Consider the following 26,450-nt stretch of genomic DNA (forward strand, 5'->3'; position numbering starts at 1 on the left):
ATTATTCAACTCCAGTCGTTTTTACTTTATCTGAGGAACCAATGATATGAATTTTAGCCTTAGCTGATATATTAATATTTGCTTGAGAGAAATAATTTTCTCCGGATTCCCAATCATCTTTTACCGTATTCCAAAAATCATAATGACGTTGATGAAGGGTATGACCAATTCCAATTGCATCCAGCTTCAAGTCCTCTTGCATTTTATCCTTCGTTCCTTTTGCTAATTCTTCTACTTTAGTCGAAAGCCCCTCTTCTATTTCTTTGATATAAGATGCGTTAAAGACGCTTCTTTTCCCAAATCGTTCCGCTAGATTGGCTTCAATGTTAATATCAATATTCACATCAATATCATCTTTTGCTTTTGGATTGACTTTCATATCTCTAGTAACCTGCGTTAATTCAACGGTAGCCGTTTCCCCACCGGATTTGATTTCTAGTGCTCCTTCCGAACTATCCTCTGTTAAAAAAACATATCCTTTTGTTTCCGGCTCAGATAACGAATCAATCAACTGATTCGTACTTCCATCAAATACTGCCGCACCTTTATACTGAAGCATCTTATTCGCAATATGGATTTCTGGGAGAACGTAACTTAACTTACTTAATAGTAATTCCTGTACATCACCAATATGAACGGGCTTTAGTGAACCAGCATTTTTATAATTGTTTTCCATTAATGCATCAATATATAATGCAGGAATATTTTCATTATCCGGCTTTATATCCAAAGCTTTTTTCGCTTCCCCTTCAACGATTACTAATCGTATACCTCTTCGCATCTCATGATCTCGAATGAAAATATCTAAAATATCCCCAAACAGCTTTGGCTCTTTCACAATATCTTTTGATATTACTAAAACCTTCAGATGTTGATAAAATGGTACCTGACTAGTAAGCGTTGCAAGTTCACGATTAATTTCAAAAATACTTTCACCTGTGGCAGAGATATTCATATATGCCTTCTGACCTCCGCTTCCTCTTCCTTGAGTTGGCGCCCCTAACCCAGAAGGTACGACAAACTGTCCAGTAAACATTAACTTATAGTTGCCATTGGCTTTTTTTTCGACGAGATCGATAGCAGCACCAACGGCAAATCCACGATCTTCGATTTCTACCCGATCCCAACAGCCGCTTAGTAAAACCACCATAGAAAAACTAAGGAAAAGGAGGAAAATCAGCTTATGCTTTGGCATTTGTTTTCCTCCTTTTTATCGTTGAAATAATGTACAGACCTATCGTTACGAAGAAGGTTACCGAAATGCCGTAATAGCTAACAAATTCACCAAAACGGACAACCGCTATTAGATCCTGAGGGAACATCCCCATTAAATAGACGATTGGTGTCAAAACAAGGATAAGTTGTATTTTTTTCCATTTAAAAATGGACTCAAATGCAAAGACAGAAACATCAAAAGCCATCACCATCGTATTAAAAATCGACATAATCCAAATTACAAAAAAGATCGAGTCAAAGCGTTCAAAAAATCCACCAGGTATTTCTATCTCTTTTGCCAATTCAATAATCGGATAGCTAAGATTTGCTGTAGCTAAATTACCAAATACCCCTATACACATAAGGTAGATAACGATGTACAACCCCGGTACGATAGACATACCAAGGGCTGCCATTTTTGGTACTTTTTTTGGTTTTCGGACGAGACATGTATAAAACAAGATAATACCTGAACCTATGAACGAGAAGGAACTTGATTTAAAGGAGGACAGATATCCTGAAAAATCTGTTTTAAATACTGGTAAATAATTCTTCGGATCGAACCAGGCAATCGCAAAGAGTCCAACTGCTCCTGTAATAAAAATGATAATTGGAAAGAACATCATATTTAATCGGAATAAACCTGCTCGTGATCCAGAAATTGCATAAACGACCACTAATAGAAAACTAAGCGCGATTACCTCTACGGGAGTGCGATCAAACAAGTATTCTTTTGCAATATCTGCAATTACCCGCATCACATATGCGCCAAGAATCAATCCATGAACAGCTAATAAAAAAGTCAGAATAACTGCAATTGGTTTGGTAACTAAAGAGCCTGCATATTCTACAAACGTCTGATTCGGATAACTAGAAGCAAGTTTCGCTATCAACCAGGCTAAGCCAATAAAAAGAATTCCAGAAATCGCCAACGTGATCCAGCCATCTGAAGATACAGTATCCTTAGCGATGAATCTTGGCAAAGAAAGAATCCCTACACCAATCGTAATGGAGGGAACAGCAATCATTAACTCTTTATCACTAATTGTCTCATCACCGTATTCAAACCACTTCACACCTGTTTTCCCTCCCTGTCACCAGCTTTATTATCTTCTGGTTGCAAATACTTTGGACGACGGTTCAACATTGGAACTGGAACGCGCAATAACAAGTCGTTCCAATCCTTGAAAAAGGTTGGAGCAAATGGAGCAGAATAAGGAACTCCAAAGCTTTTCAAGTTGACAATATGAATGTTTACCATAATATAAGCTAGAATGATCCCATATAATCCTAAAAATGCCGCGGCAAGCATAAAGCCAAATCGAATTAACCGAAAGGATATCGCCACACTGTATTGAGGAATGGTAAAGGATGCCACTGCCGTTAGTGCTACTACAATGACCATAACTGGACTTACTATACCAGCTGAAACGGCTGCTTCGCCAATTACTAAACCGCCAACAATCCCAATAGTTTGGCCAATGGTTTTTGGCAGCCTGGCCCCTGCCTCTCGTAGTAATTCCATCGTTGTCGCCATTAATAATGCTTCAATAAACGCCGGGAATGGCACCCCCTGTCTCGTCGCTGCAATGGAGAAGGCTAATTGGGAAGGAATCATACCCTGATGATACGAAACTAAGGCAATATATAAAGCCGGTAAAAACATCGTAAGAAATGCTGCTAAGTATCGCAGCCCTCTTAATAACGTCCCAATTAACCAGCGCTCATAATAATCCTCTGGGGACTGAAATGTCCCGCCTATTGTTGCAGGAGCAATCAGTACAAATGGTGTTCCATCTAAAATGATGGCAAACTTCCCTTGCGTCAGCGCCGAAGCGGCCTTATCTGGCCTTTCACTATTTTCTATTTGTGGAAAAGGCGAGAGAAAACTATCTTCAATCCATTGTTCAATAAACCCAGATTCCGGTGCATCATCTGTATCAATTGCTTCCAGTCTACGATTCACTTCTTTCAAGATGTCTGGGTGAATGATACCTGAAATATAAGCAACAACTAGTTTTTTCTTTGATCTCCTTCCAATTTCATGGGTTTTAAAATGTAAATTGGGATCACGAAGTTGTCTGCGGATCATTACCATATTCGTACGAAGGTTTTCAACAAATCCTTCTCTTGGACCACGGATTAACGATTCTGAAACAGGCTCTTCAATGGATCGGCTTTCCCATTTCTTTGTATCCAATAGTAAAACTCGGTCAACCCCGTCTAATAAAAATACGGATCCGCCAGATAATAGAGATAGTGATAGTTCATCCATTGTATCGACATTTTGTATTCCTGTTATACTGATAAGTTCTTCATGAATTAGCGCAAGGAGATTTGAATTCTCTTCTTCTGCTAATTGATCCTTTCTTTCGATAACTTCTAAGTTTTTTAATACATTTTCTTCAATCGTAGTAGTGTCACTGAGACCTTCTATGTAGACAATTGCACAAGCGTGCTCATTAATATGAAACTCCCTAATAACCAAGTCGTTAGGAGAATCAAGCATCGTTCGTATATCGTTTAAGTTTTCACTTAAATCTTTCTTTAAATTCCGCGAGAAATTTTCATTGTTTTCATGAATTGCTTGTTCTTTTTGGTTCTTCTTTTTATTTTTAAATAGGCGCCGAGCCAAGAGGATCACATCCCATCCTACTTTTGAATTCTTCTTCCCCTTTTTTTGCCCTATATGGATAATTTTTATACACATCATGGTTTTCTATGTAAAACTGTATAAGAATTGAAATTCCGAAAAAACTAGAAAGAAGTATAAAAGATCCATGGATGGAAAGGAGTAATACATTTGAGCAATAATTTTTCAGCAGCAGATATTTCACCTTTGTGGACGTCCTACCAATATGACACCGTATCGAAATGTGGGTTACACTTTTTCTTAAATCATGTAGACGATCCAGATATTAAACAGATTCTTGAGCAGACATTAGCTTTAGTGGAAGAGCATATCGAACATATTAAAGAATTATTTCATCGTGCAAATCATCCTCTTCCACATGCATTTACAACCGAGGATGTTAATGTTCAAGCTCCACGCCTATTTTCTGACCAGCTATATTTAAAATACGTTTATAACATGACGGATTTTATGATGAATTCCTATGGCTTGGGGTTAACTGTTTCCGACCGTGAAGATGTTATTAGCTATTATTCGACCAATATCGAAGCAGCAAATAAATTAAATAAACAGGCAAAAAAGTTAGAGAAACAAAAAGGATTATATATAGGAAGTCCACAAATCCCAAAACAAACCAAAATTGAATTTGTTAATAAACAAAATTTTATTAATGGTTGGATAGGCGAACGCAGACCACTGCTTGGAGTCGAGATTACAAACTTGGTATTCCATGCCAAAAGAAATGCAATTGGTCATGCGTTAATTACGGGATTTAGTCAGGTGGCAGCCTCAAAAGAAGTAAGAAAGTTTTTTGAAAGAGGGAGAGATATTTCTGGAAAGCACTTCGAAATCTTTACTTCGATCTTACATGAAGAATTCTTATCTGAATCAGCCTTATTATTAACATCTGAAGTTACAGATTCCACCGTGGCACCTTTTTCTGATCGATTAATGATGACATTTGTGTCTAACCTCATCGCTTCTAGTATGGGGCAATACGGTGTAGCTCTATCGTCAAGCCCAAGACATGACCTAAGCGTCCATTATTCAAGACTAATCGCCGAAGTAGGAAAGTATGCAAATGAGGGGAATAAGATTTTGATAAAAAATGGATGGCTTGAACAACCTCCAATGGCTGCTGATCGAAGAGATCTGGCAAAATAGGATCATCTATGCAGAAGTCAAAACTACCAAAGAGAAGCAGAAAATTAGAGGTCCTCTTATGGAGTATTGCATTGCCAGGCTTTGGTCAATTACTTAATCAAAAATATGTTAAGGGCTTAGTATTAATAGGGTTAGAATTTATCATTAATATTATGGGAAATTTTAATCGTTTAATTATGTTAAGTTTTCAATTTAAAATTGATGAGGCTATTGAAGCTACCAACTATTTATGGCTCATGTTCTATCCTTGTTTATATTTTTTCGGAATTTGGGATGCTTATAAAGATGCTGGAGGCGGAGAAAAACCTTTTTCCTACTTGCCGTTAGTATTTTCCGCCTATTTTGTAACGGTTGGTTTAATGTTTTCTACAAAGTTAACATTGTTTGGATACTTAATTGGGCCGGTATGGCTGCCAATTCTCTTTTTACCAATCGGGTTAAGTATTGGTGCTTGCATTCAGTGGATTCTTTTAAAAATTTATAATAAAGATGTGAAAAAAACATAAGAACTCTCGAGAAATAGCAATAAAACTCGAGAGTTTTACATTATCAAAGAAAAAATATTGGCTAAATATTTTATTTTTTAAAAATTCTTTTTTAAATAACTATTGAAATAATTCGTATTTATTATATAATTTACCTAATCATTAGTACATATTACTTACAATACGTTGAGGTGAAATCAATGACTCAAAATCCATTATTAGAAGTAGAAGGATTAAAGACCTACTTTTATTTGGACAATGACTTAGTTGCTAAAGCTGTTGATGGCGTTGACTTTTCCATAGCACCAGGAGAAACATTAGCAATTGTCGGGGAATCTGGAAGTGGCAAAAGTATTACTTCCCTCTCCATCATGCAATTGATAAATAAACCGGGGAGAATCATAGAAGGTACCATTCATCTTCATAATGAAAACTTGTTAACTAAATCCGGTAAACAGATGACCAAAATTCGTGGAAATGATATTGCTATGATATTTCAAGAACCAATGACTGCGCTAAATCCGGTGTACACCATTGGAAATCAAATTATTGAAACCTTAAGAAAACATAAGAAATACACGAAACAAGTAGCTAGGGAAAAAGCGATCGAGTTATTAAAGCTGGTTGGTTTTCCACGCGCAGAACAGATTATGAATGAATATCCCCATCAATTATCTGGAGGCATGCGACAGCGAGCAATGATCGCCATGGCGATATCATGTGAACCAAAACTACTAATAGCAGATGAGCCTTCTACTGCACTGGATGTCACCATACAAGCACAAATTTTAGACTTATTACAAGAAATGAAAGAAAGACTAGATATGTCGATTCTCTTAATTACGCATGATTTAGGTGTCGTAGCCGAATATGCAGATCGTGTGCTCGTTATGTATGGCGGTCAAGTAGTTGAAGAAACATCGGTAGAAAATCTATTTGAACATACGAAACATCCATATACAAATGGTTTATTAGATAGTCTTCCAAGCTTAGAAAAAGAGGTTAAAAGATTGGGAGCAATTAGAGGTACCGTTCCACCAGCCCATAGCTTTCCCAAGGGATGTCGGTTTTCAGATCGCTGTCCACATGTAATGGATCAATGTTACGGATCAAATCCCGATTTGCTATCTATTGAACCTAACCATAAGGTTCGCTGTTATCTTTATGACTAAGGGGGAAGAAAACAATGGCATTGGAACAGCAATTAACCAATAACGAAACAAGTCAGTTACATAATCAAAATCAAGGGAATGAAATCCTTGTTGAAGCAAAGAATATCAAAAAATATTTTCCAATAAAAGGCGGCATTCTAAAACATACTGTTGGTCATGTTAAAGCAGTAGATGATGTATCATTATCGATAAAACAAGGGGAAACACTCGGACTTGTTGGGGAATCTGGTTCTGGAAAATCCACATTGGGAAGAGTGATCCTTCGTCTATTAGAACCAACAGAAGGAGAAATTATATTTGATAAAGAGGATATCTCTCATTTAAGTAATCGTAAACTACGAAACTACCGAAAAAATATGCAAATCGTCTTTCAAGATCCGTTTGCTTCTCTCAATTCCAAAATGAGCGTTGGAGAATTAATTGAGGAGCCCTTGCTCGTCCAATCCTCTGCAACAAAACCAGAACGGAAACAAAAATGTATCGATTTATTAGAAAAAGTTGGCTTACGTGCAAGTGATCGAACAAAATATCCGCATGAGTTTTCTGGCGGGCAACGGCAGCGAATTAGTATTGCACGAGCCTTGGCATTAAATCCTAAGTTTATCATCTGTGATGAACCAGTTTCTGCATTGGATGTTTCCATTCAGGCACAAGTGTTAAACTTAATGGCTGATCTACAGGATGAATTTAACCTTACTTACCTCTTTATTGCGCATGACTTAAGTGTCGTAAAACATATTAGTGACCGGGTCGCGGTAATGTACCTTGGTCGCATTGCAGAAATCGCACCGAAGAAACCTCTCTACGATAATCCGCTTCACCCTTACACTAAAGCATTACTTTCGTCTGTTCCTTCAACTGATGTGAAACACCGTCGCGAAAAAATTCATTTAACTGGAGATCTTCCAAGTCCTGCTGATCCTCCATCAGGTTGCGCATTTCGAACACGCTGTATACATGCTCACGAAAAATGTGCACTTGAAAGGCCTGAATTAACAGATATGGGAGATGGGCATTATGTTGCTTGTCATTTGTATGATCAAGGAAGATAAACCCATCGCTTCATTACGTATTGGGGGTGATGAATAAGAGGTATGTAGTGGTTTTGAGCTATATCCAAAAAGATAAGGGGGATTGTAATGATGAAAAAGAATTGGTTATTCGTATTAGCACTCGTATTAACGTTTGGGATTGTCTTAGCTGCTTGCAGTGAAGGATCTTCTGGAGACCAGCCAAATGAGTCAGAAGCAGAAGGTTCAGATGAAGGTGAGGATGAAGCAGCAAGTGGCGAGCCGCAAATGGGTGGAACGTTGACAGGAGCAATGGATACTGCACCTGCTGGAGTATTTAACCCTATATTTTATGAGGAAGCATATGAAGATAATATTCTATCCTTTACACATGAGAGCTTACTAAGCCAGAACAAACAATTGGAATTCGAACCTAATTTGGCGAAAGAATGGGAAATTAATGAAGACCAAACCGAGATTACACTTACACTTGAAGAAGGTGTGACTTGGCATGATGGAGAACCATTTACAGCAGAAGATGTCGTGTATACGTACAAAGCAATATCAAGTCCCGGTTATGTTGAAGCGGGTGGTATCCGAACAGATTATGTTGTCCGTTTACAAGGTTATGAAGCATTTAATAGTGGCGAAACCGATGAATTCGAAGGTGTTGTTGCTGAAGATGACCACACAGTTACGTTTAAATTCGCTGAGCCGAACGTAACCATTTTGAAAGACGTGTCTTTCCCAATTATACCTGAACATATCTTTGGAGATGTGCCGATAGCAGAAATACCCGAACACCCAGCCACGTTAAATGCTGGTGAAGTAATAGGAACAGGTCCATTTAAATTCACAGAGATGCTTGATCGTGAACAATATGTATTAGAGAAGAATGCAGACTATTGGAAGTCAGAGCCTTATTTGGATAAGATCGTTTGGCGCATTGTAGAACAATCTGTCATGTTAGGACTATTAGAAAATGGCGAAATTGACTTTATCGCTGATCCCAACGGCGTCCCTGCTGCAGACTATGAAAGTGTAGCTGGTGTCGAACATATCGAGTTAATTGAACAAACAGATTTCGGTTATCAATTAATGGGCTTTAAGGTAAATCATCGTTCAGATGCGGATGTTGAAGCAGGAAAGTTAGAACCAGAAAATTGGGAAGCAAATGAAGATATGGGTGAGCAAAAAATCCGTCAGGCTATGGCGTATGCAATTGATCGCCAAGCCATTGTTGATAACTTATTATATGGACATGGTTCTGTCATCAATGCACCAATCGCACAGCAATTCTGGGCATATGACGAGAACGCTGTTACCCAATACACCTATGATCCTGAAAAAGCAAAATCACTGCTTGACGAAGCTGGGTATGTGGATACAAATGATGATGGATTCCGCGAGACCCCAGATGGAGAAGAATGGGTTGTCAACCTTAATTACCCTACTGGTAACAAGCTTCGTGAAGACTCAGCACCAATTTTGCAGAAATTCTTAGAAGATGTTGGCATTAAAATTGAATTACGCCAACCAAAAGAAATGACCGCCTATGTAGAAGAATTAACGAATGATAATACGGATTGGGATTTATATTTATTAGGCTGGAGCTTAGGAAGCGGTGATCCAGATCCATCCGGTTTATGGGGAGCAGATGCTGCTTATAACTATTCACGTTGGAATAACGAACAATCAGAAACATTAATGCAAGAAGCAATGCAGGCTCCTGAGGCATTTGATCAAGCTTATCGTGAAGAGAAATATAGTGAATGGCAATCTGTTTTTTCTGAAGATCTTCCAGCTCTTCTATTGTATGCACAAAATAAAATTTACGGTTTTAACAAACGTTTACAAGGAGTCGACCCGATGCCTTACTCCTTTATTAATGATCCAGAGAAATGGTGGGTTACCGAATAATGTAAACAAATGGAGGAAGGAGCGTGCGCATACGCATGCTCTTTCTTTTAAAGAAAAACCAAAGCATGTTAGATGGTTAACCTGCCAAAGAATGAAAGGGGGAATAGGATGTATAAATATATTATTCGCCGAATTTTGGTATTTATCCCTATGCTATTCGCATTGACAATTATTGTCTTCGGGCTTTCTCAGCTAGCTCCAGGCGATGCTTTAACTGGGAAATCATTAGCCGATCCAAATGTTGACCCAGAAGTGTACGAGCAGCAGCGAGAAGCTTTAGGATTAAATGATCCAATTTATGTTCAATACTGGCGCTGGATTAGTTCTGCAGCGCAGGGCGATTTTGGTGATTCATTAATTTTTAACGGCCGCACCGTAGCACAATTAATTGAGGATAGAATTGCAAATACATTATATTTAGGATTATTTTCTTTAGCCATAACCATTATCGTCGCTATCCCTATTGGCATTTATTCTGCAAGAAAACCTTATTCTCTATTGGATTATGGTGCTACTGGCTTTGGATTTCTAGGCTTGGCCATTCCAAACTTCTTCTTCGGATTAATTGCTATTTACGTTTTGTCGATTAATTTAGGGTGGTTCCCATCCCAAGGTACTTTGTCCACCCCTGGTATTACTGGATTTGAAGCATTTGTGGATCGAATCCATCATATGGTATTACCAGGAATCACACTAGGGTTAGCTGGAACAGCTACTTATATGCGATATATGCGATCTGAAGTACTTGACGTACTGGGAAGTGATTATATACGAACAGCAAGGGCAAAGGGGATGTCAGATAGTAATGTCCTCTATAAGCATACACTTCGGAATGCACTTATCCCCATCATTACCTTAATGGGATTTGAAATAGGGGTATTGTTAAGTGGAGCGGTAATTACGGAACAAGTTTTTCAATATCCTGGTCTTGGAACATTGTTCTTAAGCTCTGTAGTAAATCGTGATTTTCCGGTAGTTATGGCAATAGCTATGATTCTTGGCGTTCTCATATTAGTTGGTAATTTAATCGCTGATATCTTATATAGTATTGTCGATCCACGAATTCGATACGATTGAGGTGAATAAAATGCAATCGAACACAGAAAGTACCTTACCTACAGAACCGGAAAATTTACCAGAAACGAATGCAAAGAAACATAAAAGTCCATTACAGCTAGCTTTCCAACGGTTTATTAAAAATAAATTAGCAGTGATTAGCGTATTTGTGTTATTACTCATCATCATCACCTGTACAGCAGCCCCTTTATTCACGGATCAGGACCCTGTTGCAACAGATTTATTTCAAATTGAAAAAAGCCCTACTGACGAACATATATTAGGAACAAATGGACAGGGACAAGATAACTTTGCTCGTTTACTCTATGGTGGCCGTATTTCTCTGATTGTCGGATTTAGTGCGATGTTCTTCACATTGGCTATCGGCGTATTACTAGGATCCATTGCTGGCTATTATGGAGGCAAAGTTGATAGTGTAATTATGCGTGCAGCTGATATTATGCTTATGCTTCCTTTTCTTGTACTCGTTTTAACCATTATGGCGATTATTGGGGAAGTTACGATTGGGCTATTTGTAACAATTATCGCTATCACTTCTTGGCCTAATCTCACACGAATTATTCGGGCTACATATCTATCTTTACGTGAACAAGAATTTGTACTCGGTGCACGTGCAATCGGAGCAAGTGATTTACGTATTATATTAAAACATTTTATACCTAACGCAATTGGACCAATTATCGTGAATGCTACGTTAATGATGGCAACATATATTATTGTTGAATCAGGTCTAAGCTTTATCGGCTTCGGTATTCCCCAACCTACACCGACGTGGGGAAATATGATATCTGAAGCTCAGAATATACGTATCTTAAGAGATCATCCAGAAGCATGGATTCCACCAGGAGTTGCCATTTTAGTAACAGTGCTAGCGATTAACTTCATCGGTGATGGATTACGAGACGCCTTTGATCCAAAAAGTAATCGAAGATAACGATAATAAAGAGGGGCCCTAATAGGGAACCCTCTTTATTAGATTAAAGCTGGAACTGACGAATCAAATCGTTGAGGTCATCAGCTAATTTTGCTAATTGCTTTGAACTATCTACTACTTCTTCCATTGAACTGCTAGATTGTTGTGCAGCAGCTGAGGTTTGCTCAATACCTGCGGAGGACTCCTCCGTTATGGAAGCAATTTCTTGAATGGAGTTATTCACTTGATTACTCGTCCCATACATTTCTGAAAGATTTGCTGTCATCGTTCTAATGGTATTGACCATTTCTGTTACATACAACTGAATCCCATCAAACGTTTCCTGGGTCATCTTGATTTGTACATTCCCTTCTTCTACCTCTTTATAACTGCTCACCAAAGATTCAGCTACTTCACTTGAATTTCCTTGTATTTGTGAAACATTATTACTAATAACGGTGACAGAACCTGCTACCTGTTCTGCTAATTTTCTTACTTCATCCGCAACGACAGCAAACCCTTTCCCATGTTCTCCTGCTCTTGCAGCTTCTATCGCTGCATTTAAAGCCAAAAGATTTGTTTGTTCCGCCACATCTTTAATTACAGTAACAAGCTTGGAAATTTCTTGAGATTGGGTATCTAATCCTTCTACTTTGTCTACTGCATCTTTAACGATCTCGTTAATTCGCTGCATCTGTTTTGAAGATGACTTCATCATCTGGTCACCGTCTTTTGTCATGGTTAAAACCTCACCTGAAGCTTGCTCAATTAGCTTACTTTGATCATGTGTATCTTGAACCTTCGATACAAAAACTTCCATATTCGTCGCTAGATCACCTGCACTATCAGCTTGAGTTTCTGCTCCAGCAGATAATTCTTGCATCGTTGTTGCAACTTGCTCAGAACCTGCTTTTGTTTCCTTTGCTGATTCTGCCAAATAGCTGCTATGACTAGTTACTGTCTCCGAGACAGTTTGTATTCTACCTAACAGATGATTGGTATTCTGATTCATCTCATTCGTGATATGTATCAACTGACCTAACTCATCTTTTAAAATTGTAGTTAACGGCTGATGATTTAATTCCCCTTTCGCGATTTGCTTCATTCGCCGCAATACTTTTGATATTGGTGCTGTGATCAGCCGCACCGTAAACAGCTCAATAGCAATACTTAAAATTGCTACCAACAATGTAACAGCAATGATAACAATATAAGTCGTCTTTCCATCACTAATAATTGCTTGACCATCTGCTGTAGCCATTTCTTCCGTTGCAGCCAGTAATTGTTCGATTCCTGTTCTAAACTGTGATTCCAAAGGCTCTACTTCTTCCGTCATCAAAAACAACGCTTCTTCTAAATTCCCATTATCATAAAGATTGAATACCTTCTCCACTGTCGCTTCCCACTGATTCTTCAAATCTACTAACGTGTTAACCTCTCCAACATTACTAAGATCTAAGATTTTGTTTTCCAATACGGAATTATTTTCCTGCATCTGATAATACTGCTCACGATACGCTTCATCCTCGTAGAGCAAAAATCCTCTAACCAGTCCAGTTTGGCTTGCTACGTTTACATTTATGTCATTGCCATATTGCACAAGTCGAAAGTCTTCGTGAATCATCTGTTCGACTTGTTGATTCGTCTTTCCTACAGAAATAAAATGATAAACTCCTAATAAACAACTTGAAATAATCACAATTGAGAAGCTAACATATAACTTATTCTTCAATCGCTTAAAATTCATTAATTTCTCCATTTATTCCCGTCCCCCCTCTTTCATCTTTTTTATGGATTAGATATTTATAATATCGGGTGATATATAAGTAAAATTGATATCTATTAGAATGAATATAATAATTTGTTGCCTACAGGAAAGAAGTTGATGAATTTACATAAAATCGATATACTTAGCTGTAATCAATTGTTTTATTTATGAGGAAGGATAATAATTGAAGAAAACAACTGGAGACGCTAGAATACGAAGAACAATGAAACAATTAAAAAAATCACTGATTTGTTTACTAAGTGAAAAACAAATCAGTGAGATAACGACAAAAGAATTATGTGACACAGCGGGTATAACCCGTCAAACATTCTATTTGCGATTTGATGATTTAGATCAATGCATTCTATATGTATCAAATATAATTCTAGAAGACCTTCGTGAAAAAATAAATGTGCAACCTCCATTAAGAGGTATGAATGGGATGGATATGACCGACCATAACATATTCATTCATTTATTCGAACATATTCTCGACAATCAAGCTTTTTATGAATCGTTGCTAGTAAATAATACAGATTCTCCCTTTGCCAAAGGATTTAAATCAGAGCTTTATCATTTTGTTAAAGAAGGGGTAACCATGGTTTCTCCTGACGAATCAAAATTATCCGCACCGAAAGAAATGATTACTGTATTTACAACAGCAGCATTTTTTGATGTGATTATTTGGTGGATAGAAAATCATTATCCTTATTCAAAACAAGAGATGGCCAAAACACTGCTTCGGTTGTCTGTAAATGGTCCATATCAATAACCCAGACGATGGATATCGTCTGGATTTTATCTATTATAATGCTGTCCAACCACCATCAATAACTAATTCTGCTCCTGTCATGAAACGAGATTCATCCGATGCCAGGAATAAAGCGCCATAAGCTACGTCTTCCGGCTTACCTAGATAAGGTAGTTGTGTGAATGTTTGATAGTATTGCATCGCATCCTTCATTGAAGGTGCGGTCATCGGCGTTTCGATAATACCTGGGTGCAGTGAATTAACGCGGATATGGTCTTTCGCATAATCTACGGCTGCTGATTTAGATAACGAACGTAACGCACCTTTTGCAGCAGTATAAGGGCTAGTCCCAGCCATTCCTACAATTCCTCCAATAGAAGAAATATTAATAACAGAACCACCACCAGCTTTCTGCATTTCCGGAATCACATATTTCATTCCAATAACACAGCCGTTTAAATTAATATCCATTACCTTGTTCCAATCCACCATTTCCATTGTAGCAATCGTATCTGGACTAGAAACACCAGCATTATTAATAAGGATATCAATCTTTCCATATGCATTGATGCTTGCTGCAATGATTTGTTTCCATTCATCTTCTGAAGTTACATTATGCTTAAAAGCAATCGCATCTCCACCATTTTCTTTAATTTCATTGACAATCTTTTCTACAGCTTCTGTTTGTATATCTGTTGCAACGACCTTTGCTCCTTCTTCTGCAAATAATTTTGCCTCCATAGCTCCCATCCCATTTGCAGCACCGGTAATGATAGCAACTTTATTCTCTAATCGACCCATCTTGTCCTCATCCCTTTCTTGTTTTCGAACATTAGAAGTATAACATTGGATCGGTTAAATTGACAAATAATTTACTATGTGTAAATTATCAAACAAAAAAATAGCTTTCATCGAAAGCTATTTCTAGGATCAGGAGGGAGATCCTATCAATCTATCCGTTCTGTTATCCTCGTACCCAAAAACGCTGTTTTGTCATTACTTTAGTAAAGTCATTTGCAAATGGAGTTGACTCTTCTTCCACCAATACTCCTGGCTGCCCAATAATACCGAGTGGTTGTATGATAGTTGCTCCTTTCTGTGTTAGCCCTATTGGTTTATAATGATTGTATGTTTCAACTACATAGGATTTGGTTTTCCAGTTAAATGTCGTTCCTTCTGCATCTCCACCTACCACGTATAATCCGTCATATAATAAAGGGGAACCAGTAAGAAAACTATCCTCTACTCTCCATTCTGTACTATTTGCCCCTCTTACTTTCCCAAGTTTTTCACTAATAATTACCGGCTGAAGTCCCATCCTTTTCCATTGATCTAATATTTGATTCGTTTTTTGCTCATCAAATCCATGAGCAATAATTACACCTATTCGCAATGTATTTGGCGAAAAGGTAGTATTAGCCATACTTACTGCTGGTGATTTTTTTGTTATGAATGACTCCTTCACTTGAGGAATTCCAAGCCTAAATTCGTAGCTACAGAAGCAGCTAAACTACTACTAATATTTCCTAGCATATTAACCACTTGCTGTCTTACTGAGATACGATTCACCTTTCTAGTTCAAAACTAAATGCACCTGTCATATGTTCTTTCTCCACTTTTGTCATACTGTTCCAAAATAAGCGAGCTTGTAAGAAATGATCAGAGAAACTCTTCACTGTTTTTCGAGTTTTCACCCCCTCTACAGCTGAAGGATATGTTACAAATCCTCCCTTATCCCCTGGTACAGTATAAGGTGTATTATTGGCAAGCGAATTATTATGGTAAGCTACTTGACCCTTATCAATAGTGATTCTTGCAGCCCCGTCTCGTTGATTATTATGGACCGGACAAATTGGACGGTTAATTGGCAGCTCCTTAAAATTTGTTCCTACCCGATAAAATTGAGTATCTGAATAGGAGAATAACCGTCCTTGTAATAAAGGATCATTCGTAAAGTCAATACCACGTACAATGTTACCTGGGTGTAGTGTTACTTGTTCTGTTTCCGCAAATACATTATCTACATTCCTATTTAAAACCATTTTTCCAATGCGCTGTTACGGGAACGTCCTCTTCTGGCAAAATTTTTGTAGCATCCAGAATATCAAAATCAAATTTATACTCGTCTTCTTCCTCTAAGACTTGGATCCCCAATTCCCATTCCGGATAATTACCAGCTTCATCCCAAATTAATGAGTGTACACCAAGTTTTGTTTCCAATGAAATTTCACAAACCCTGACTTTCCTGCTTCATTCACAAACCGAAATGTATGAACCCCAAAACCTTCCATCATTCGAAAACTTCTTGGAATCGTCCGGTCAGACATAATCCACATCATCATATGTGCAGATTCTTGATTATTAGCAATAAAATCCCAAAACGTATCATGAGCTGTTTGACCTTGAGGAATTTCATTATGTGGTTCTGGCTTCACTGCATGTATCAGATCAGGAAACTTAATACCATCTTGAATAAAGAATACCGGGATGTTACTACCAACTAAATCAAAATTTCCTTCTTCGGTATAAAACTTGGTGGCAAATCCTCGAACATCTCGATTGGTTTCATTTACCCCTCTTGAACCCGCTACTTGAGAGAAACGAAGAAATACTGGATCTTGTAAAAACTTTGCCGATGTACGTTCTTCTTGTGATTCATATACTTGAAAATAGCCATGTGCGGCATAACCGCGGGCATGAACAACTCTTTCTGGTATTTGTTCACGATCAAAGTGAGTCATCTTTTCACGCATTACAAAGTCTTCTAGAAGTTGTGGACCACATTCTCCTGCTTTTAATGTATTCTCATCATCGGATATCTTAACACTTCCCTCTGTTGTCATCTCTTTTCCATAATTATTTCGTACAAATTCGTTTAGTTGTTTTTGCTGTTTATTTTCATGAACCCGACTGTTCTCCCTGTTCATGATGTACAGCCTCCTCTTGTTGCCATTACAAACGTACATGATGTGTTATCCACTAAATCCTATTCATTAAAGATAAGGTTTATTCCTATTCTATGATTCCATTTATAGCGTTGGTCCGTGAGTATTTGGCATGATAAGATTAGAGAACTATTAACAACTTATTATTTGTCCTATATACTTAGTATTATATATGGATTGGAGGCGATAGAATGAAGAGATTAGCTATTTTTTGCGGATCAAGAAATGGTGCTTCAGAGGATTATATTCAACAGGCAAAAGAACTTGGAAGTAAACTCGCCGAACAAAATGTTGCTCTTGTATACGGTGGTGCCAGTGTAGGGATAATGGGGGCTGTTGCTGATGCTGTATTACATGGAGGCGGACATGTTATTGGGGTAATGCCTCAATTTTTGAAGGAGAAAGAGATTTCTCACCCAAGCTTAACGGAACTCATTATTGTCGATTCTATGCACGAACGAAAAATGAAAATGGCAGAGCTTGCTGATGGATTTATCGCATTGCCTGGTGGTCCCGGAACACTAGAAGAATTTTTTGAGGTGTTCACCTGGGCGCAACTCGGCCTTCATCAAAAGCCTTGTGGACTATTAAATATCAATCACTATTTTGATCCACTCATTTCATTATTCCAACATATGACGGATGAACATTTTATGGAAAAGAAACATCGAGATATGGTAATCATTGATAAAAATGCCTCAACCCTACTTAGAAACTTTATAGCGTATGTTGCCCCACCTACTAAAACATATATTACTAAAAGTCAAACCTAAATGGTGATTTTAAAGCAGACCTATCTGGTCTGTTTTTCAATTTATCCAAGCCTTCAAATTCTTAGCAAATTCTAATAAAATACACAATGTTTTCTAAGAGTTAAAACGTATTCTAAAACTATCAAGATAACAACTAGACATCACATAAGTTATAACCATCCATTGTGTAAAGGAGTATTGAATAATGAAAAAAATTATTGTATTTGTATGTGGTTTGTTGCTACTAACAGCATGCAGTAATCACGAATCTGCAGCAAGTGTTTCTGAAGAATCTTCTCAGCCAACAATAAAAACAACAAGTGCTTTGCAGGACTTACCTGAATATCCCATTATACGAAAAAACGTTGATCTGGAAATATTTGAGTTAAAGATAGTAGCAGATAATCCTTACAAACGTGTTATCTTAATCGAAAACAACACAAGTGGGGAAAAAGAATATAAATCAATCTATATTAAAAAGACAAATAGATTGAAGCTGATCCAATTTAATGAAGGACTACTTTATAATGGTATAGTTAACTGAATACACCAAGTCTGACAAAATCCCTTAAAATTCGCTATTGAACGTCAAAAAATGACTTGATTATTTATAATAACTAGATATAATAGGTATAGTAAACGTTTTCAACGCATACATCAAAGGAGGGCATCGAATGATTACGTTTATTGTATCTATTATTATACTAATTATTGCTTATTTCACATACGGTAAATTTATTGATAAACTTTTTGCACCAACAGATGAAAAAAGTACGCCTGCCTACTCCAATCATGATGGCGTAGACTACGTACCAATGAATAAACAAAAGAACGCAATGATTCAATTGCTTAATATCGCTGGAACAGGCCCAATATTTGGACCGATAATGGGCGCTCTATTTGGTCCTGTTGCTTTTCTATGGATTGTAATCGGTTCCATTTTTGCTGGAGCCGTTCATGACTATCTGACCGGTATGATATCCATACGAAATAAAGGAGCACATATTCCTGAATTAGCAGGCCGTTTCCTAGGTAAGTTTTCCAGACATATTGTAAATGCATTTTCTCTTTTATTATTAATTTTAGTTGGAACCGTTTTCGTGACAACACCAGCTTCTTTAATTGATATTTTACTAGATGGTAACGTCGCCTTTTGGGTTATATTAGGAATCATCTTCCTGTATTTCTTCTTGTCTACCATCTTACCAATTGATAAGATTATTGGACGTATTTACCCTATTCTAGGCGCTGTCTTATTAATTGGGACAATAGCCATTGGAGTTTCGTTAGTATTTTCTGATTACACAATTCCTGAATTGACGATAACTAATATGCACCCGGATCATTTACCAATTATACCAATGATATTCTTTACGATAACCTGTGGAGCATTATCAGGGTTCCATGCGACACAATCACCAATAATTTCTAGAACGACACAAAAGGAGTCACAAGGAAGATATATTTTTTACGGAATGATGATTGCCGAAGCAATTATTGCAATGATATGGGCTGCCGCAGCCATGAGTCTATTTGATGGACAAACTCTTAGTCAAGTAATTGCAGAGGGAACAGCATCTGCTGCCGTTAATGAAATCGCAATAACCTTATTAGGTGCTGTAGCAGGAACTGTAGCTGTTTTAGGAGCTATCGTACTGCCTATTACATCAGGAGATACTGCATTTCGTGCTGCACGTTCCATTATCGCAGACTACTTGAACATTGGTCAGAAAAAAGTGTTTAATCGATTAGCAATTGCAATTCCTTTATTTACAGTTTCTTATATTTTAACTAAAATTGATTTTAATATTTTGTGGCGCTACTTTTCTTGGGCAAATCAGGCAACTGCCGTTATCGCATTATGGATAGCAACCATGTATTTATTTGTAAAAGGTAAGAATTATTTCGTTTCTATGGTTCCAGCCATTTTCATGAGTTATATGGTGTTTGTTTATATTCTAAACGCACAAATTGGTTTCCGTTTAGACTTGAACACTTCTTTCATTATTGGATTTATCTTCACCATTATTCTCACCTTCTTATTCTTTAAGAAAGCAAGAACAAATAGAGCCAATAACTTAACAGTTGATATGTAATCACTGTCTGTCGATAAAGTGGATGTCCGCATTTTATCGACAGGCTTTTTTATTTTCTAATAATCGATGTTGTACTGAAATCCATTTAAAATATTCAATTTAGGATTAGAAATATCACTCATTTTTACTCCTTCTTATAATAAGATATAATGATTATCTTATTATAAGAAGGAGTATGTCCATGCCCAGAGATAACAATAATAATTTTTATGGTGATAATGATAATCCTCAACATATTATAAATACCATACTCTTTTCCCCCTTCTCTCAAGGCAACAATGGCATCACAGGTGCAACTGGAAGTATAGCATCAACAGGACCAAATGTACTTTCTACAGGATTTTCCGCTCAAAGAACATCAGAATCGACAATAAATGCCTCCACTCAATCAGGAAATTGGACAGTTACAAGTCCTTTTATACTAGAACAGGATTTAACGCTACTACCGGAAGATACTCTATCAAAGTCACCATTAGTTATCAAACAACAGTAATAACTGCACAAATTGGTGCAGCTGTTAATTCATCTTTTGTAATTAGGAGGACATCACCAACTGTTACGATTATTGTAACTGGCCTTTTTCCTGTATTAAATGTTACTATTGCACTTTTATTAAACCTAAGAATAATTCTCGGTAGTGCTTCTGTGACTTTAAGTACTGGCGTAATTTAACAGCGGACGATGTTCTGGGCTTATTTTATCAAGTTGAGGGGTTAACAATTAACCTAAATATCGGAACTGCAACAACTCCTCCAACCGTATGGTCTATACACAGACTCACATAAATGATAAAAGGAGGTGGAATCATCCCCCACCTTTTATCATTACTATTCTATTAAACAAAGAAACTAATGGCAAATACTACTAAGAATCCTACAAGTCCAATAATTGTTTCCATCACGGTCCATGTTTTTAATGTTTGCTTTTCATTCATACCAAAGAATCTATTTACTAACCAGAAACCAGAATCGTTTACGTGAGAGAATACAGTGGCTCCACTAGCAATTGAAATAACAAGTAATCCAAGCATCGGTTGAGAAACATCCATCATACTAATAACTGGTGAAATTAATCCAGCAGCAGTAATCATTGCAACAGTAGCAGACCCTTGTGCGACTCGTACAAATGTCGAAATTAGAAATGCTACTAATACTAATGGCATACTTGATGTTGCCATCATTTCTCCTAATACATCTCCAACACCACTATCAATTAATGTTTGTTTAAATACACCACCCGCACCAGTAATTAAAATAATAATCCCAGCAGGCTCCAATGATTTAGTAGCAATATTTTGAACTTCTTCTTTTGTATAGCCTCGTTTTGTACCAAGAAAATAAAAAGTTAATAATGTAGAAATCGTAAGTGCAACGAAAGGATGTCCAATAAAGGTAAGTGCAGAATGAACAAATGTCCCTTCTTCCAATACTAGTCCAAATACGGTATTAATTAAGATTAAAACCAGTGGAATCATAATAAGAGCTGCAACCATTCCAAAACTAGGTAGCTCTCTATTATTATTATCTACTTGTTCTTGTAATTGCTTTTCAGTAATATATGCAGGAGCCTCTAGATGTATCTTTTTCGAAATATATTTCCCAAACATTGGCCCAGCAATAATCATAGCTGGAACACCTGCTAGAATACCAAACAAAATAACCCAACCTAAATCTGCAGTTAAGATAGAAGCCACAGAGATTGGCCCAGGGGTAGGTGGTACAAAACTATGAGTAACTGCTAATCCAGCCAATAACGGAATACCAAAATAAAGTAATGATTTCTTTGTTTTTTGTGCCAAGCTATAGACAATTGGAATTAATATAACTAGTGCGACATCCAAAAATACTGGTATAGCCACAATAAATCCTGTCAGACCTAATGCCCACTGTACTTTCCCTTCACCAAACTTCTTAATTAATGTTAAGGCTAACCTTTCAGCTCCACCTGACACTCGGAGCATCTCGCCAAACATCGCACCAAGGCCAACAACAACAGCTATAAAGCCTAATGTTCCACCCATTCCTTCTTCCATTGTAGCGATGACTTCGGTAAGATCCATTCCAGAAAAAATACCGATAAATAGACTTGAGATTAATAATGCAACAAATGCTTGCAATTTGGAACGCATAACTAAGAATAATAATAAAGCAATTCCCAATATAGTAACTAAAATGAGCATTGTTGTATCCGTCATTCCTTCTCCCCCTCTTTGTTAACGTTTACATAATATTACAGAATGGTATTGTAATTTTACCATTCTGCTATTGAACCATCCTGATGTCTCCATACTGGATTTCGCCAGTGCTCAGCATCTTCGGTCATTTTTTGAACATGAGACTCATTAACTTCAATACCAAGGCCGGGACCATTTGGTATTTTGACAAAGCCTTCTTCATACTTAAACACATCTTTATCACTAATGTAATCTAGTAAATCACTGCCAACATTGTAATGAATACCTAAGCTTTGTTCCTGAATAAAAGCATTATGCGAAGTTGCGTCTACTTGTAAACAAGCGGCAAGTGCGATTGGGCCAAGCGGGCAATGCGGTGCAACTGCAACATCAAAAGCTTCCGCCATCGAAATAATTTTTTTACATTCCGTAATTCCTCCAGCATGTGATAAGTCTGGTTGGATAATATCTACATAATCTTCTGTTAAAACTGTTTTAAATTGCCACCTTGAAAACATCCGCTCTCCTGTAGCGATGGGGGTTGTAACGTGATTAGCAATATCTCGTAATGCTTCGTTATTTTCTGGAAGCACAGGTTCTTCAATAAACATTGGTCGAAATTGCTCTAGTTCTTTTGCTAAAATTTTGGCCATTGGTTTATGGACCCTTCCATGAAAGTCAATACCTATTCCTATATATGGACCAACTGCCTCTCTGACTACAGCAAATCGTTCAACTACTTGGTCAATTTTCTGATGGGAATCAACATACTGTAATTCCTCTGTTCCATTCATTTTCACAGCTTGGAAACCTCGGTCTACTACTTCTTTGGCAGCTGCCCCTACATCAGCAGGACGATCCCCACCAATCCATGAATATACTTTAATTGAATCACGACAAGCTCCACCAAGCAGCTGGTGGATTGGTGCATTATAAAATTTACCTTTAATATCCCAAAGCGCCTGATCAATACCCGCAATAGCGCTCATTAGAATTGGTCCGCCTCGATAAAAGCCTGAGCGGTACATTAAGTTCCAATGATCTTCGATTCGCTGTGGATCTTTACCGATCAAATATTCCATCAATTCTTCCACAGCGGCTTTTACCGTTGCAGCCCTTCCCTCAATTACGGGTTCGCCCCAACCAACAATTCCTTCATCCGTTTCTATTTTTAAGAAAAGCCAACGAGGCGGTACTTGATATAGTCTATAATTGGTTATTTTCATTTTTATCCTCCTAACCTTTTATTTTGTTATCTCACCTGTAAAAGCGCTTGCCTTTTTTGTAACAGTAGATAAATAGTCTGCTGTCACTTCACACGTATTAGGAATTAATGCACTTCCTAGTCCTACTCCTATAGCCCCTTTCTGAATAAACGATGCGACATTTTCAAGCGTTATTCCTCCAGTAGGTAAAAGCTTTAATTGAGATAATGGGCCCTGTAGATCCTTTATATAATTAGGTCCCAATGAAGACGCAGGAAACACTTTAATAATATCTGCTCCTTCTTGAAATGCTGTAACAATTTCTGTAGGGGTAAATGCTCCAGGGATACTAACTGCACCATATCGTTTTGTTAATTTGATCGAATCAATATCTAAGGACGGAGATAATATGAATTGCGCTCCGGCTGATAAAGCCAATCTTGCGGACTCAGAGTCTAGAACCGTCCCAGCCCCAACCTTAACTTCATTGCCCAATTCATTTCTTATTTTTTCAATTGTTTGGAGAGGAGATTCACTATTTAGCGTTACTTCAAGTGTTGTAATTCCACCTTCATAAAGAGCTTTGGCAATAGCTAAAGCGTCAGCTGTATTATAGCCACGAATAATCGCTATCAATTTCTCCTTCTTAATCCATTGAAATGTATTCATGTTTTCACTCCTATTATCGATTGACATCTTCTCGCTTATCATTACGCTGTATTTCCTTTAACAATTTTCTGTCTGGAAGTCCTTCATAATCTCCTGAAACTGTTGTAGCAATTGCACCTGTTATACACGCTCTTTCTACTGCATCTCTAGACGACAATCCATCTAATAAGCCTGATAATAAGCCTGCGGTAAATCCATCTCCAGCACCGACCGGATCTACAACTCTTGATATAGGGAACCCTGGAACATACCCTTTTTCCTCTAATGATTGAAAATAGGCGCCTTCTTCCCCTAATTTGACCACAGTTAACTTTGCCCCTAATTGCATACAGGCATTACTAATTTGTTCACTGTCTTCCGTTCCAAATAAAAATGCTCCTTCACTCTTGCCTGGGAGGATGATATCAGAACGTTTAATCAATCGTAGTAATGTTTCTTTTGCTTCTTTCTCGCTCCAAAGCTTTCGACGAATATTGGGATCAAAAACTACGCATACTCCATTATCTTTAGCAATGTTAATTGCCTGAAAAATTGTGTCACAACAAGTGCTGCTTATAGCAGGCGTAATTCCTGAGATAAATAGATACTTCGCCTTGGTAATATACTCTCTATTAAGAATTTCTGGATTCATCTTAGTTGCCGCTGAGTCCTTCCGATAATAATAAACACGTACATCGGAATCGTTTACTATTTCTTTAAAGAACATTCCTGTACTAATTGAAGCGTCCAACTCTACATATGAAGTATCTACACCTTCTCCCTTCACCTCTTTAAGAACCATTGCCCCCAACTCATCTTCTCCTAATCTACTTATCCAACCAGTAGAGTGACCTAATCTACTAAGTCCAATCAATGTATTTGTTTCAGCACCAGCAACTTTTGGAATAAAAGAATCTGCATGCCTCATCAATCCCGCCTTTTCAGGTGTAAGGGATACCATCGTTTCACCAATTGCAACAACATCCAAATTTGAAACCTCCTTCCTGTTCACTATCCCGAATAACCAATTCCTTTTGATATATGCCGAGCAGTTTTTTTCAATTCCTCTATAATCATTTCTGTCCGTACTTGCATGCGTTGCTTAGGTCCAGCTACACTAATAGCAGCCATAATTCCCTGATTACTACCGTAAATTGGGGCAGCTAAACAATATAGGCCTTCCTCATTTTCTTCATCATCAATACTGTAACCCAATTTTTGAAATAATTTTAGTTGTTTCTCCAGCTCGTTTCGTTCTGTAACCGTTCGAGCAGTAATCGGCTTTAATTCCATTTGATTTAACAACTGATTCTTATTATCCTCTGCCATAAAAGCCAAGAAAGTTTTTCCTAGACCTGTACAATACAACGGTTTCCTATATCCAGGCTGTGCCGTAGTACGGATAGATCGATTTGTATCTATTTTTGCAATGTACACTAACTCATCCTCAGATAATACAGCCATAAAGATGGTTTCTTGAACCGATTCCATTAACCGCTGAAGATAAGGCAAACCGATGGAATAAATATCTAAAGATTCCATTGCACTTGTGCCAATAGGAATCAATTTTTCTCCTAATCGGTATTTTTTTTGAAGGTCTTGTCGTACATAACCTTCTTCTTTTAATGTCCTTAACAAGTTAAAAGTACTACTTTGTGGCATTTCTAACTTCACACTAATTTCTTTAATCGTTAAGCCTTGCTGATAATGAGACAATACTTCAAAAATCTCAAGTACTCGTTTCGCAGATTTTACTGACATAGCATCTCCTCAATTTATATATGTGATTTTAATTCATATATATGATTTCATTTGAAAGTAATTTACCATAAGAAAGCGTTTTAGTCAAATACATATATACAATTCATTTAGCCTATTTTCAATAAAACTCCTAAATTGGGTTGGTATAATAATCTATCGTAATTGAATTTTAATACGATATAGGAGCCAATTTTTAATAAGGGAGAAATGACAATGTCTAGATCTAAACATCCACCTTTTCATAGACGAAGATGCAATTGTAAGGCAAATAAACATAATTGTAGATATTGTAGACATTTCAATGATAATCATCACGACCATGATAGAGAACATAATGATGAACCTGATTTCTGTTATAAATGCAATAGACAACCAGATAGATGTTGTTGTGACGAGATTAGTGGAACCATAATAAATGAAATTAATAATTCATTCTTTCCCTGGGGTTATGTAGGAGGGTTTACTGGGATAACCGGTGACTTTGGTGTTACTGGACCTACTGGTCCTACTGGAGTAACTGGACCTGGTTTTAGTGATGTTATTCCTTATGATCCGAATGACGTAGGAAATTATCAAGTTGGTGATATCATTTCCTATAATGGACGAATTTATCGTGTTATCGTTGCACCTCCTTCAGGCAATCCGAATGATAATCCAGGTTCCTACGAGCTAATTTTTGAGGGAATTACTGGCCCTACCGGAGCCACTGGGGATAGCATCACAGGCTCTACCGGACCTACTGGCCTGCAAGGACCTACCGGCG

22 protein-coding genes and 2 pseudogenes are annotated in these 26,450 nt (G+C 37.4%); 13 read left to right on the plus strand and 11 right to left on the minus strand.

Annotation, left to right across the window (positions count from 1 at the left end):
- Position 1: 1 nt before the first annotated feature.
- Genes M948_RS33155 through M948_RS33165 form a run of 3 tightly spaced genes read right to left on the minus strand, consistent with a single transcriptional unit; the run spans position 2 to position 3,850 of the window.
- Positions 2–1,195 carry a Ger(x)C family spore germination protein gene (locus M948_RS33155; protein WP_021290785.1) on the minus strand — a complete coding sequence of 398 codons (1,194 nt, stop codon included), beginning with the start codon at positions 1,193–1,195 and terminating at the stop codon, positions 2–4.
- Positions 1,182–2,291 (minus strand): GerAB/ArcD/ProY family transporter, encoded by a 1,110-nt coding sequence (locus M948_RS33160; protein WP_021290786.1) that lies wholly within the window; start codon positions 2,289–2,291, stop codon positions 1,182–1,184. Before M948_RS33160 ends, M948_RS33155 begins: the two co-directional genes overlap by 14 nt.
- On the minus strand, positions 2,288–3,850 hold the full coding sequence (locus M948_RS33165; protein ID WP_021290787.1) for a spore germination protein: 1,563 nt from the start codon (positions 3,848–3,850) through the stop codon (positions 2,288–2,290). Before M948_RS33165 ends, M948_RS33160 begins: the two co-directional genes overlap by 4 nt.
- 168 nt (positions 3,851–4,018) lie before the next feature.
- On the opposite strand from M948_RS33165, the gene M948_RS33170 reads away from it, so the two are divergent.
- The 7 genes from M948_RS33170 (at position 4,019) to opp4C (ending at position 11,609) form a co-directional block, all read left to right on the plus strand.
- The gene (locus M948_RS33170) at positions 4,019–5,011 is read left to right on the plus strand and encodes a DUF3231 family protein (protein WP_021290788.1); all 993 of its coding nucleotides are present in this window, start codon (positions 4,019–4,021) and stop codon (positions 5,009–5,011) included.
- 8 nt (positions 5,012–5,019) lie between these two features.
- Positions 5,020–5,517: a hypothetical protein gene (locus tag M948_RS33175; protein ID WP_031335440.1), complete on the plus strand. Its 498-nt coding sequence runs from the start codon at positions 5,020–5,022 to the stop codon at positions 5,515–5,517.
- Positions 5,518–5,696: 179 nt separating this feature from the next.
- The gene (locus M948_RS33180) at positions 5,697–6,668 is read left to right on the plus strand and encodes an ABC transporter ATP-binding protein (RefSeq protein WP_021290790.1); all 972 of its coding nucleotides are present in this window, start codon (positions 5,697–5,699) and stop codon (positions 6,666–6,668) included.
- Positions 6,669–6,682: 14 nt separating this feature from the next.
- Positions 6,683–7,720 carry an ABC transporter ATP-binding protein gene (locus tag M948_RS33185; protein WP_021290791.1) on the plus strand — a complete coding sequence of 346 codons (1,038 nt, stop codon included), beginning with the start codon at positions 6,683–6,685 and terminating at the stop codon, positions 7,718–7,720.
- A gap of 87 nt (positions 7,721–7,807) precedes the next feature.
- Positions 7,808–9,598, plus strand: coding sequence for a peptide-binding protein (locus tag M948_RS33190; protein WP_021290792.1), 1,791 nt, complete (start codon positions 7,808–7,810; stop codon positions 9,596–9,598).
- Positions 9,599–9,706: 108 nt separating this feature from the next.
- Positions 9,707–10,675, plus strand: coding sequence for an ABC transporter permease (locus M948_RS33195; protein WP_021290793.1), 969 nt, complete (start codon positions 9,707–9,709; stop codon positions 10,673–10,675).
- A gap of 10 nt (positions 10,676–10,685) precedes the next feature.
- Positions 10,686–11,609: an oligopeptide ABC transporter permease gene (opp4C, locus tag M948_RS33200; protein ID WP_021290794.1), complete on the plus strand. Its 924-nt coding sequence runs from the start codon at positions 10,686–10,688 to the stop codon at positions 11,607–11,609.
- 43 nt (positions 11,610–11,652) lie between these two features.
- On the opposite strand, the gene M948_RS33205 is transcribed toward opp4C, so the two are convergent.
- Positions 11,653–13,347, minus strand: coding sequence for a methyl-accepting chemotaxis protein (locus tag M948_RS33205; RefSeq protein ID WP_021290795.1), 1,695 nt, complete (start codon positions 13,345–13,347; stop codon positions 11,653–11,655).
- A 193-nt stretch (positions 13,348–13,540) separates the two neighbouring features.
- Here M948_RS33205 and M948_RS42550 point away from each other — a divergent pair, with 193 nt between their 5' ends.
- On the plus strand, positions 13,541–14,128 hold the full coding sequence (locus tag M948_RS42550; protein ID WP_021290796.1) for a TetR/AcrR family transcriptional regulator: 588 nt from the start codon (positions 13,541–13,543) through the stop codon (positions 14,126–14,128).
- Between the two features lie 33 nt (positions 14,129–14,161).
- Here M948_RS42550 and M948_RS33215 read toward each other — a convergent pair whose 3' ends face one another.
- Together M948_RS33215 and M948_RS43840 are read right to left on the minus strand one after the other, a co-directional pair.
- Entirely contained in the window at positions 14,162–14,908 is a 747-nt protein-coding gene (locus M948_RS33215; protein WP_021290797.1) for an SDR family NAD(P)-dependent oxidoreductase, read from the minus strand.
- Positions 14,909–15,071: 163 nt separating this feature from the next.
- Positions 15,072–17,034, minus strand: a pseudogene (locus M948_RS43840) (catalase).
- Between the two features lie 209 nt (positions 17,035–17,243).
- Here M948_RS43840 and M948_RS33225 point away from each other — a divergent pair.
- The 4 genes from M948_RS33225 to M948_RS33235 all read left to right on the plus strand — a co-directional run bounded on the left by M948_RS33225 (position 17,244) and on the right by M948_RS33235 (position 20,393).
- On the plus strand, positions 17,244–17,825 hold the full coding sequence (locus tag M948_RS33225) for an LOG family protein (protein WP_021290798.1): 582 nt from the start codon (positions 17,244–17,246) through the stop codon (positions 17,823–17,825).
- Between the two features lie 184 nt (positions 17,826–18,009).
- Entirely contained in the window at positions 18,010–18,348 is a 339-nt protein-coding gene (locus M948_RS42555; RefSeq protein ID WP_021290799.1) for a membrane lipoprotein lipid attachment site-containing protein, read from the plus strand.
- A gap of 130 nt (positions 18,349–18,478) precedes the next feature.
- The gene (locus M948_RS33230; RefSeq protein WP_021290800.1) at positions 18,479–19,900 is read left to right on the plus strand and encodes a carbon starvation CstA family protein; all 1,422 of its coding nucleotides are present in this window, start codon (positions 18,479–18,481) and stop codon (positions 19,898–19,900) included.
- 181 nt (positions 19,901–20,081) lie between these two features.
- The gene (locus M948_RS33235; RefSeq protein ID WP_021290801.1) at positions 20,082–20,393 is read left to right on the plus strand and encodes a hypothetical protein; all 312 of its coding nucleotides are present in this window, start codon (positions 20,082–20,084) and stop codon (positions 20,391–20,393) included.
- Positions 20,394–20,735: 342 nt separating this feature from the next.
- Here the strand turns inward: M948_RS33235 and M948_RS33240 are convergent, their stop codons facing one another.
- From M948_RS33240 to M948_RS33260, 5 genes are read right to left on the minus strand one after another with little or no spacing between them, the layout of a single operon-like run.
- Complete coding sequence (locus M948_RS33240; RefSeq protein ID WP_021290802.1) at positions 20,736–22,094, minus strand: GntP family permease; 1,359 nt, start codon at positions 22,092–22,094, stop codon at positions 20,736–20,738.
- Positions 22,095–22,150: 56 nt separating this feature from the next.
- Positions 22,151–23,299: a galactonate dehydratase gene (gene dgoD, locus M948_RS33245; RefSeq protein ID WP_021290803.1), complete on the minus strand. Its 1,149-nt coding sequence runs from the start codon at positions 23,297–23,299 to the stop codon at positions 22,151–22,153.
- Between the two features lie 18 nt (positions 23,300–23,317).
- A complete protein-coding gene (locus M948_RS33250; protein ID WP_021290804.1) occupies positions 23,318–23,947 on the minus strand; it encodes a bifunctional 4-hydroxy-2-oxoglutarate aldolase/2-dehydro-3-deoxy-phosphogluconate aldolase in 630 nt (209 codons plus the stop codon).
- Positions 23,948–23,960: 13 nt separating this feature from the next.
- A complete protein-coding gene (locus tag M948_RS33255) occupies positions 23,961–24,914 on the minus strand; it encodes a sugar kinase (protein ID WP_021290805.1) in 954 nt (317 codons plus the stop codon).
- Between the two features lie 23 nt (positions 24,915–24,937).
- Positions 24,938–25,687: an IclR family transcriptional regulator gene (locus tag M948_RS33260; protein ID WP_021290806.1), complete on the minus strand. Its 750-nt coding sequence runs from the start codon at positions 25,685–25,687 to the stop codon at positions 24,938–24,940.
- A 213-nt stretch (positions 25,688–25,900) separates the two neighbouring features.
- Here M948_RS33260 and M948_RS0121880 point away from each other — a divergent pair.
- Positions 25,901–26,450: pseudogene (locus tag M948_RS0121880) on the plus strand (hypothetical protein); the annotation flags it as partial.

This window comes from Virgibacillus sp. CM-4, from assembly GCF_000445495.1.
In the GTDB taxonomy this organism is placed as follows: domain Bacteria; phylum Bacillota; class Bacilli; order Bacillales; family Amphibacillaceae; genus Virgibacillus; species Virgibacillus salexigens.

Excerpts from the sequence above, each read along its gene's own strand:
- M948_RS33155 (WP_021290785.1), bottom strand. The coding sequence starts at position 1,195 with ATGCCAAAGCATAAGCTGATTTTCCTCCTTTTCCTTAGTTTTTCTATG.
- M948_RS33175 (WP_031335440.1), top strand. The coding sequence starts at position 5,020 with ATGCAGAAGTCAAAACTACCAAAGAGAAGCAGAAAATTAGAGGTCCTC.
- M948_RS33180 (WP_021290790.1), top strand. The coding sequence starts at position 5,697 with ATGACTCAAAATCCATTATTAGAAGTAGAAGGATTAAAGACCTACTTT.
- M948_RS33185 (WP_021290791.1), top strand. The coding sequence starts at position 6,683 with ATGGCATTGGAACAGCAATTAACCAATAACGAAACAAGTCAGTTACAT.
- M948_RS33190 (WP_021290792.1), top strand. The coding sequence starts at position 7,808 with ATGATGAAAAAGAATTGGTTATTCGTATTAGCACTCGTATTAACGTTT.
- M948_RS33195 (WP_021290793.1), top strand. The coding sequence starts at position 9,707 with ATGTATAAATATATTATTCGCCGAATTTTGGTATTTATCCCTATGCTA.
- opp4C (WP_021290794.1), top strand. The coding sequence starts at position 10,686 with ATGCAATCGAACACAGAAAGTACCTTACCTACAGAACCGGAAAATTTA.
- M948_RS33205 (WP_021290795.1), bottom strand. The coding sequence starts at position 13,347 with ATGGAGAAATTAATGAATTTTAAGCGATTGAAGAATAAGTTATATGTT.
- M948_RS33215 (WP_021290797.1), bottom strand. The coding sequence starts at position 14,908 with ATGGGTCGATTAGAGAATAAAGTTGCTATCATTACCGGTGCTGCAAAT.
- M948_RS33225 (WP_021290798.1), top strand. The coding sequence starts at position 17,244 with ATGAAGAGATTAGCTATTTTTTGCGGATCAAGAAATGGTGCTTCAGAG.
- M948_RS42555 (WP_021290799.1), top strand. The coding sequence starts at position 18,010 with ATGAAAAAAATTATTGTATTTGTATGTGGTTTGTTGCTACTAACAGCA.
- M948_RS33230 (WP_021290800.1), top strand. The coding sequence starts at position 18,479 with ATGATTACGTTTATTGTATCTATTATTATACTAATTATTGCTTATTTC.
- M948_RS33235 (WP_021290801.1), top strand. The coding sequence starts at position 20,082 with ATGCCCAGAGATAACAATAATAATTTTTATGGTGATAATGATAATCCT.
- M948_RS33240 (WP_021290802.1), bottom strand. The coding sequence starts at position 22,094 with ATGACGGATACAACAATGCTCATTTTAGTTACTATATTGGGAATTGCT.
- dgoD (WP_021290803.1), bottom strand. The coding sequence starts at position 23,299 with ATGAAAATAACCAATTATAGACTATATCAAGTACCGCCTCGTTGGCTT.
- M948_RS33250 (WP_021290804.1), bottom strand. The coding sequence starts at position 23,947 with ATGAATACATTTCAATGGATTAAGAAGGAGAAATTGATAGCGATTATT.
- M948_RS33260 (WP_021290806.1), bottom strand. The coding sequence starts at position 25,687 with ATGTCAGTAAAATCTGCGAAACGAGTACTTGAGATTTTTGAAGTATTG.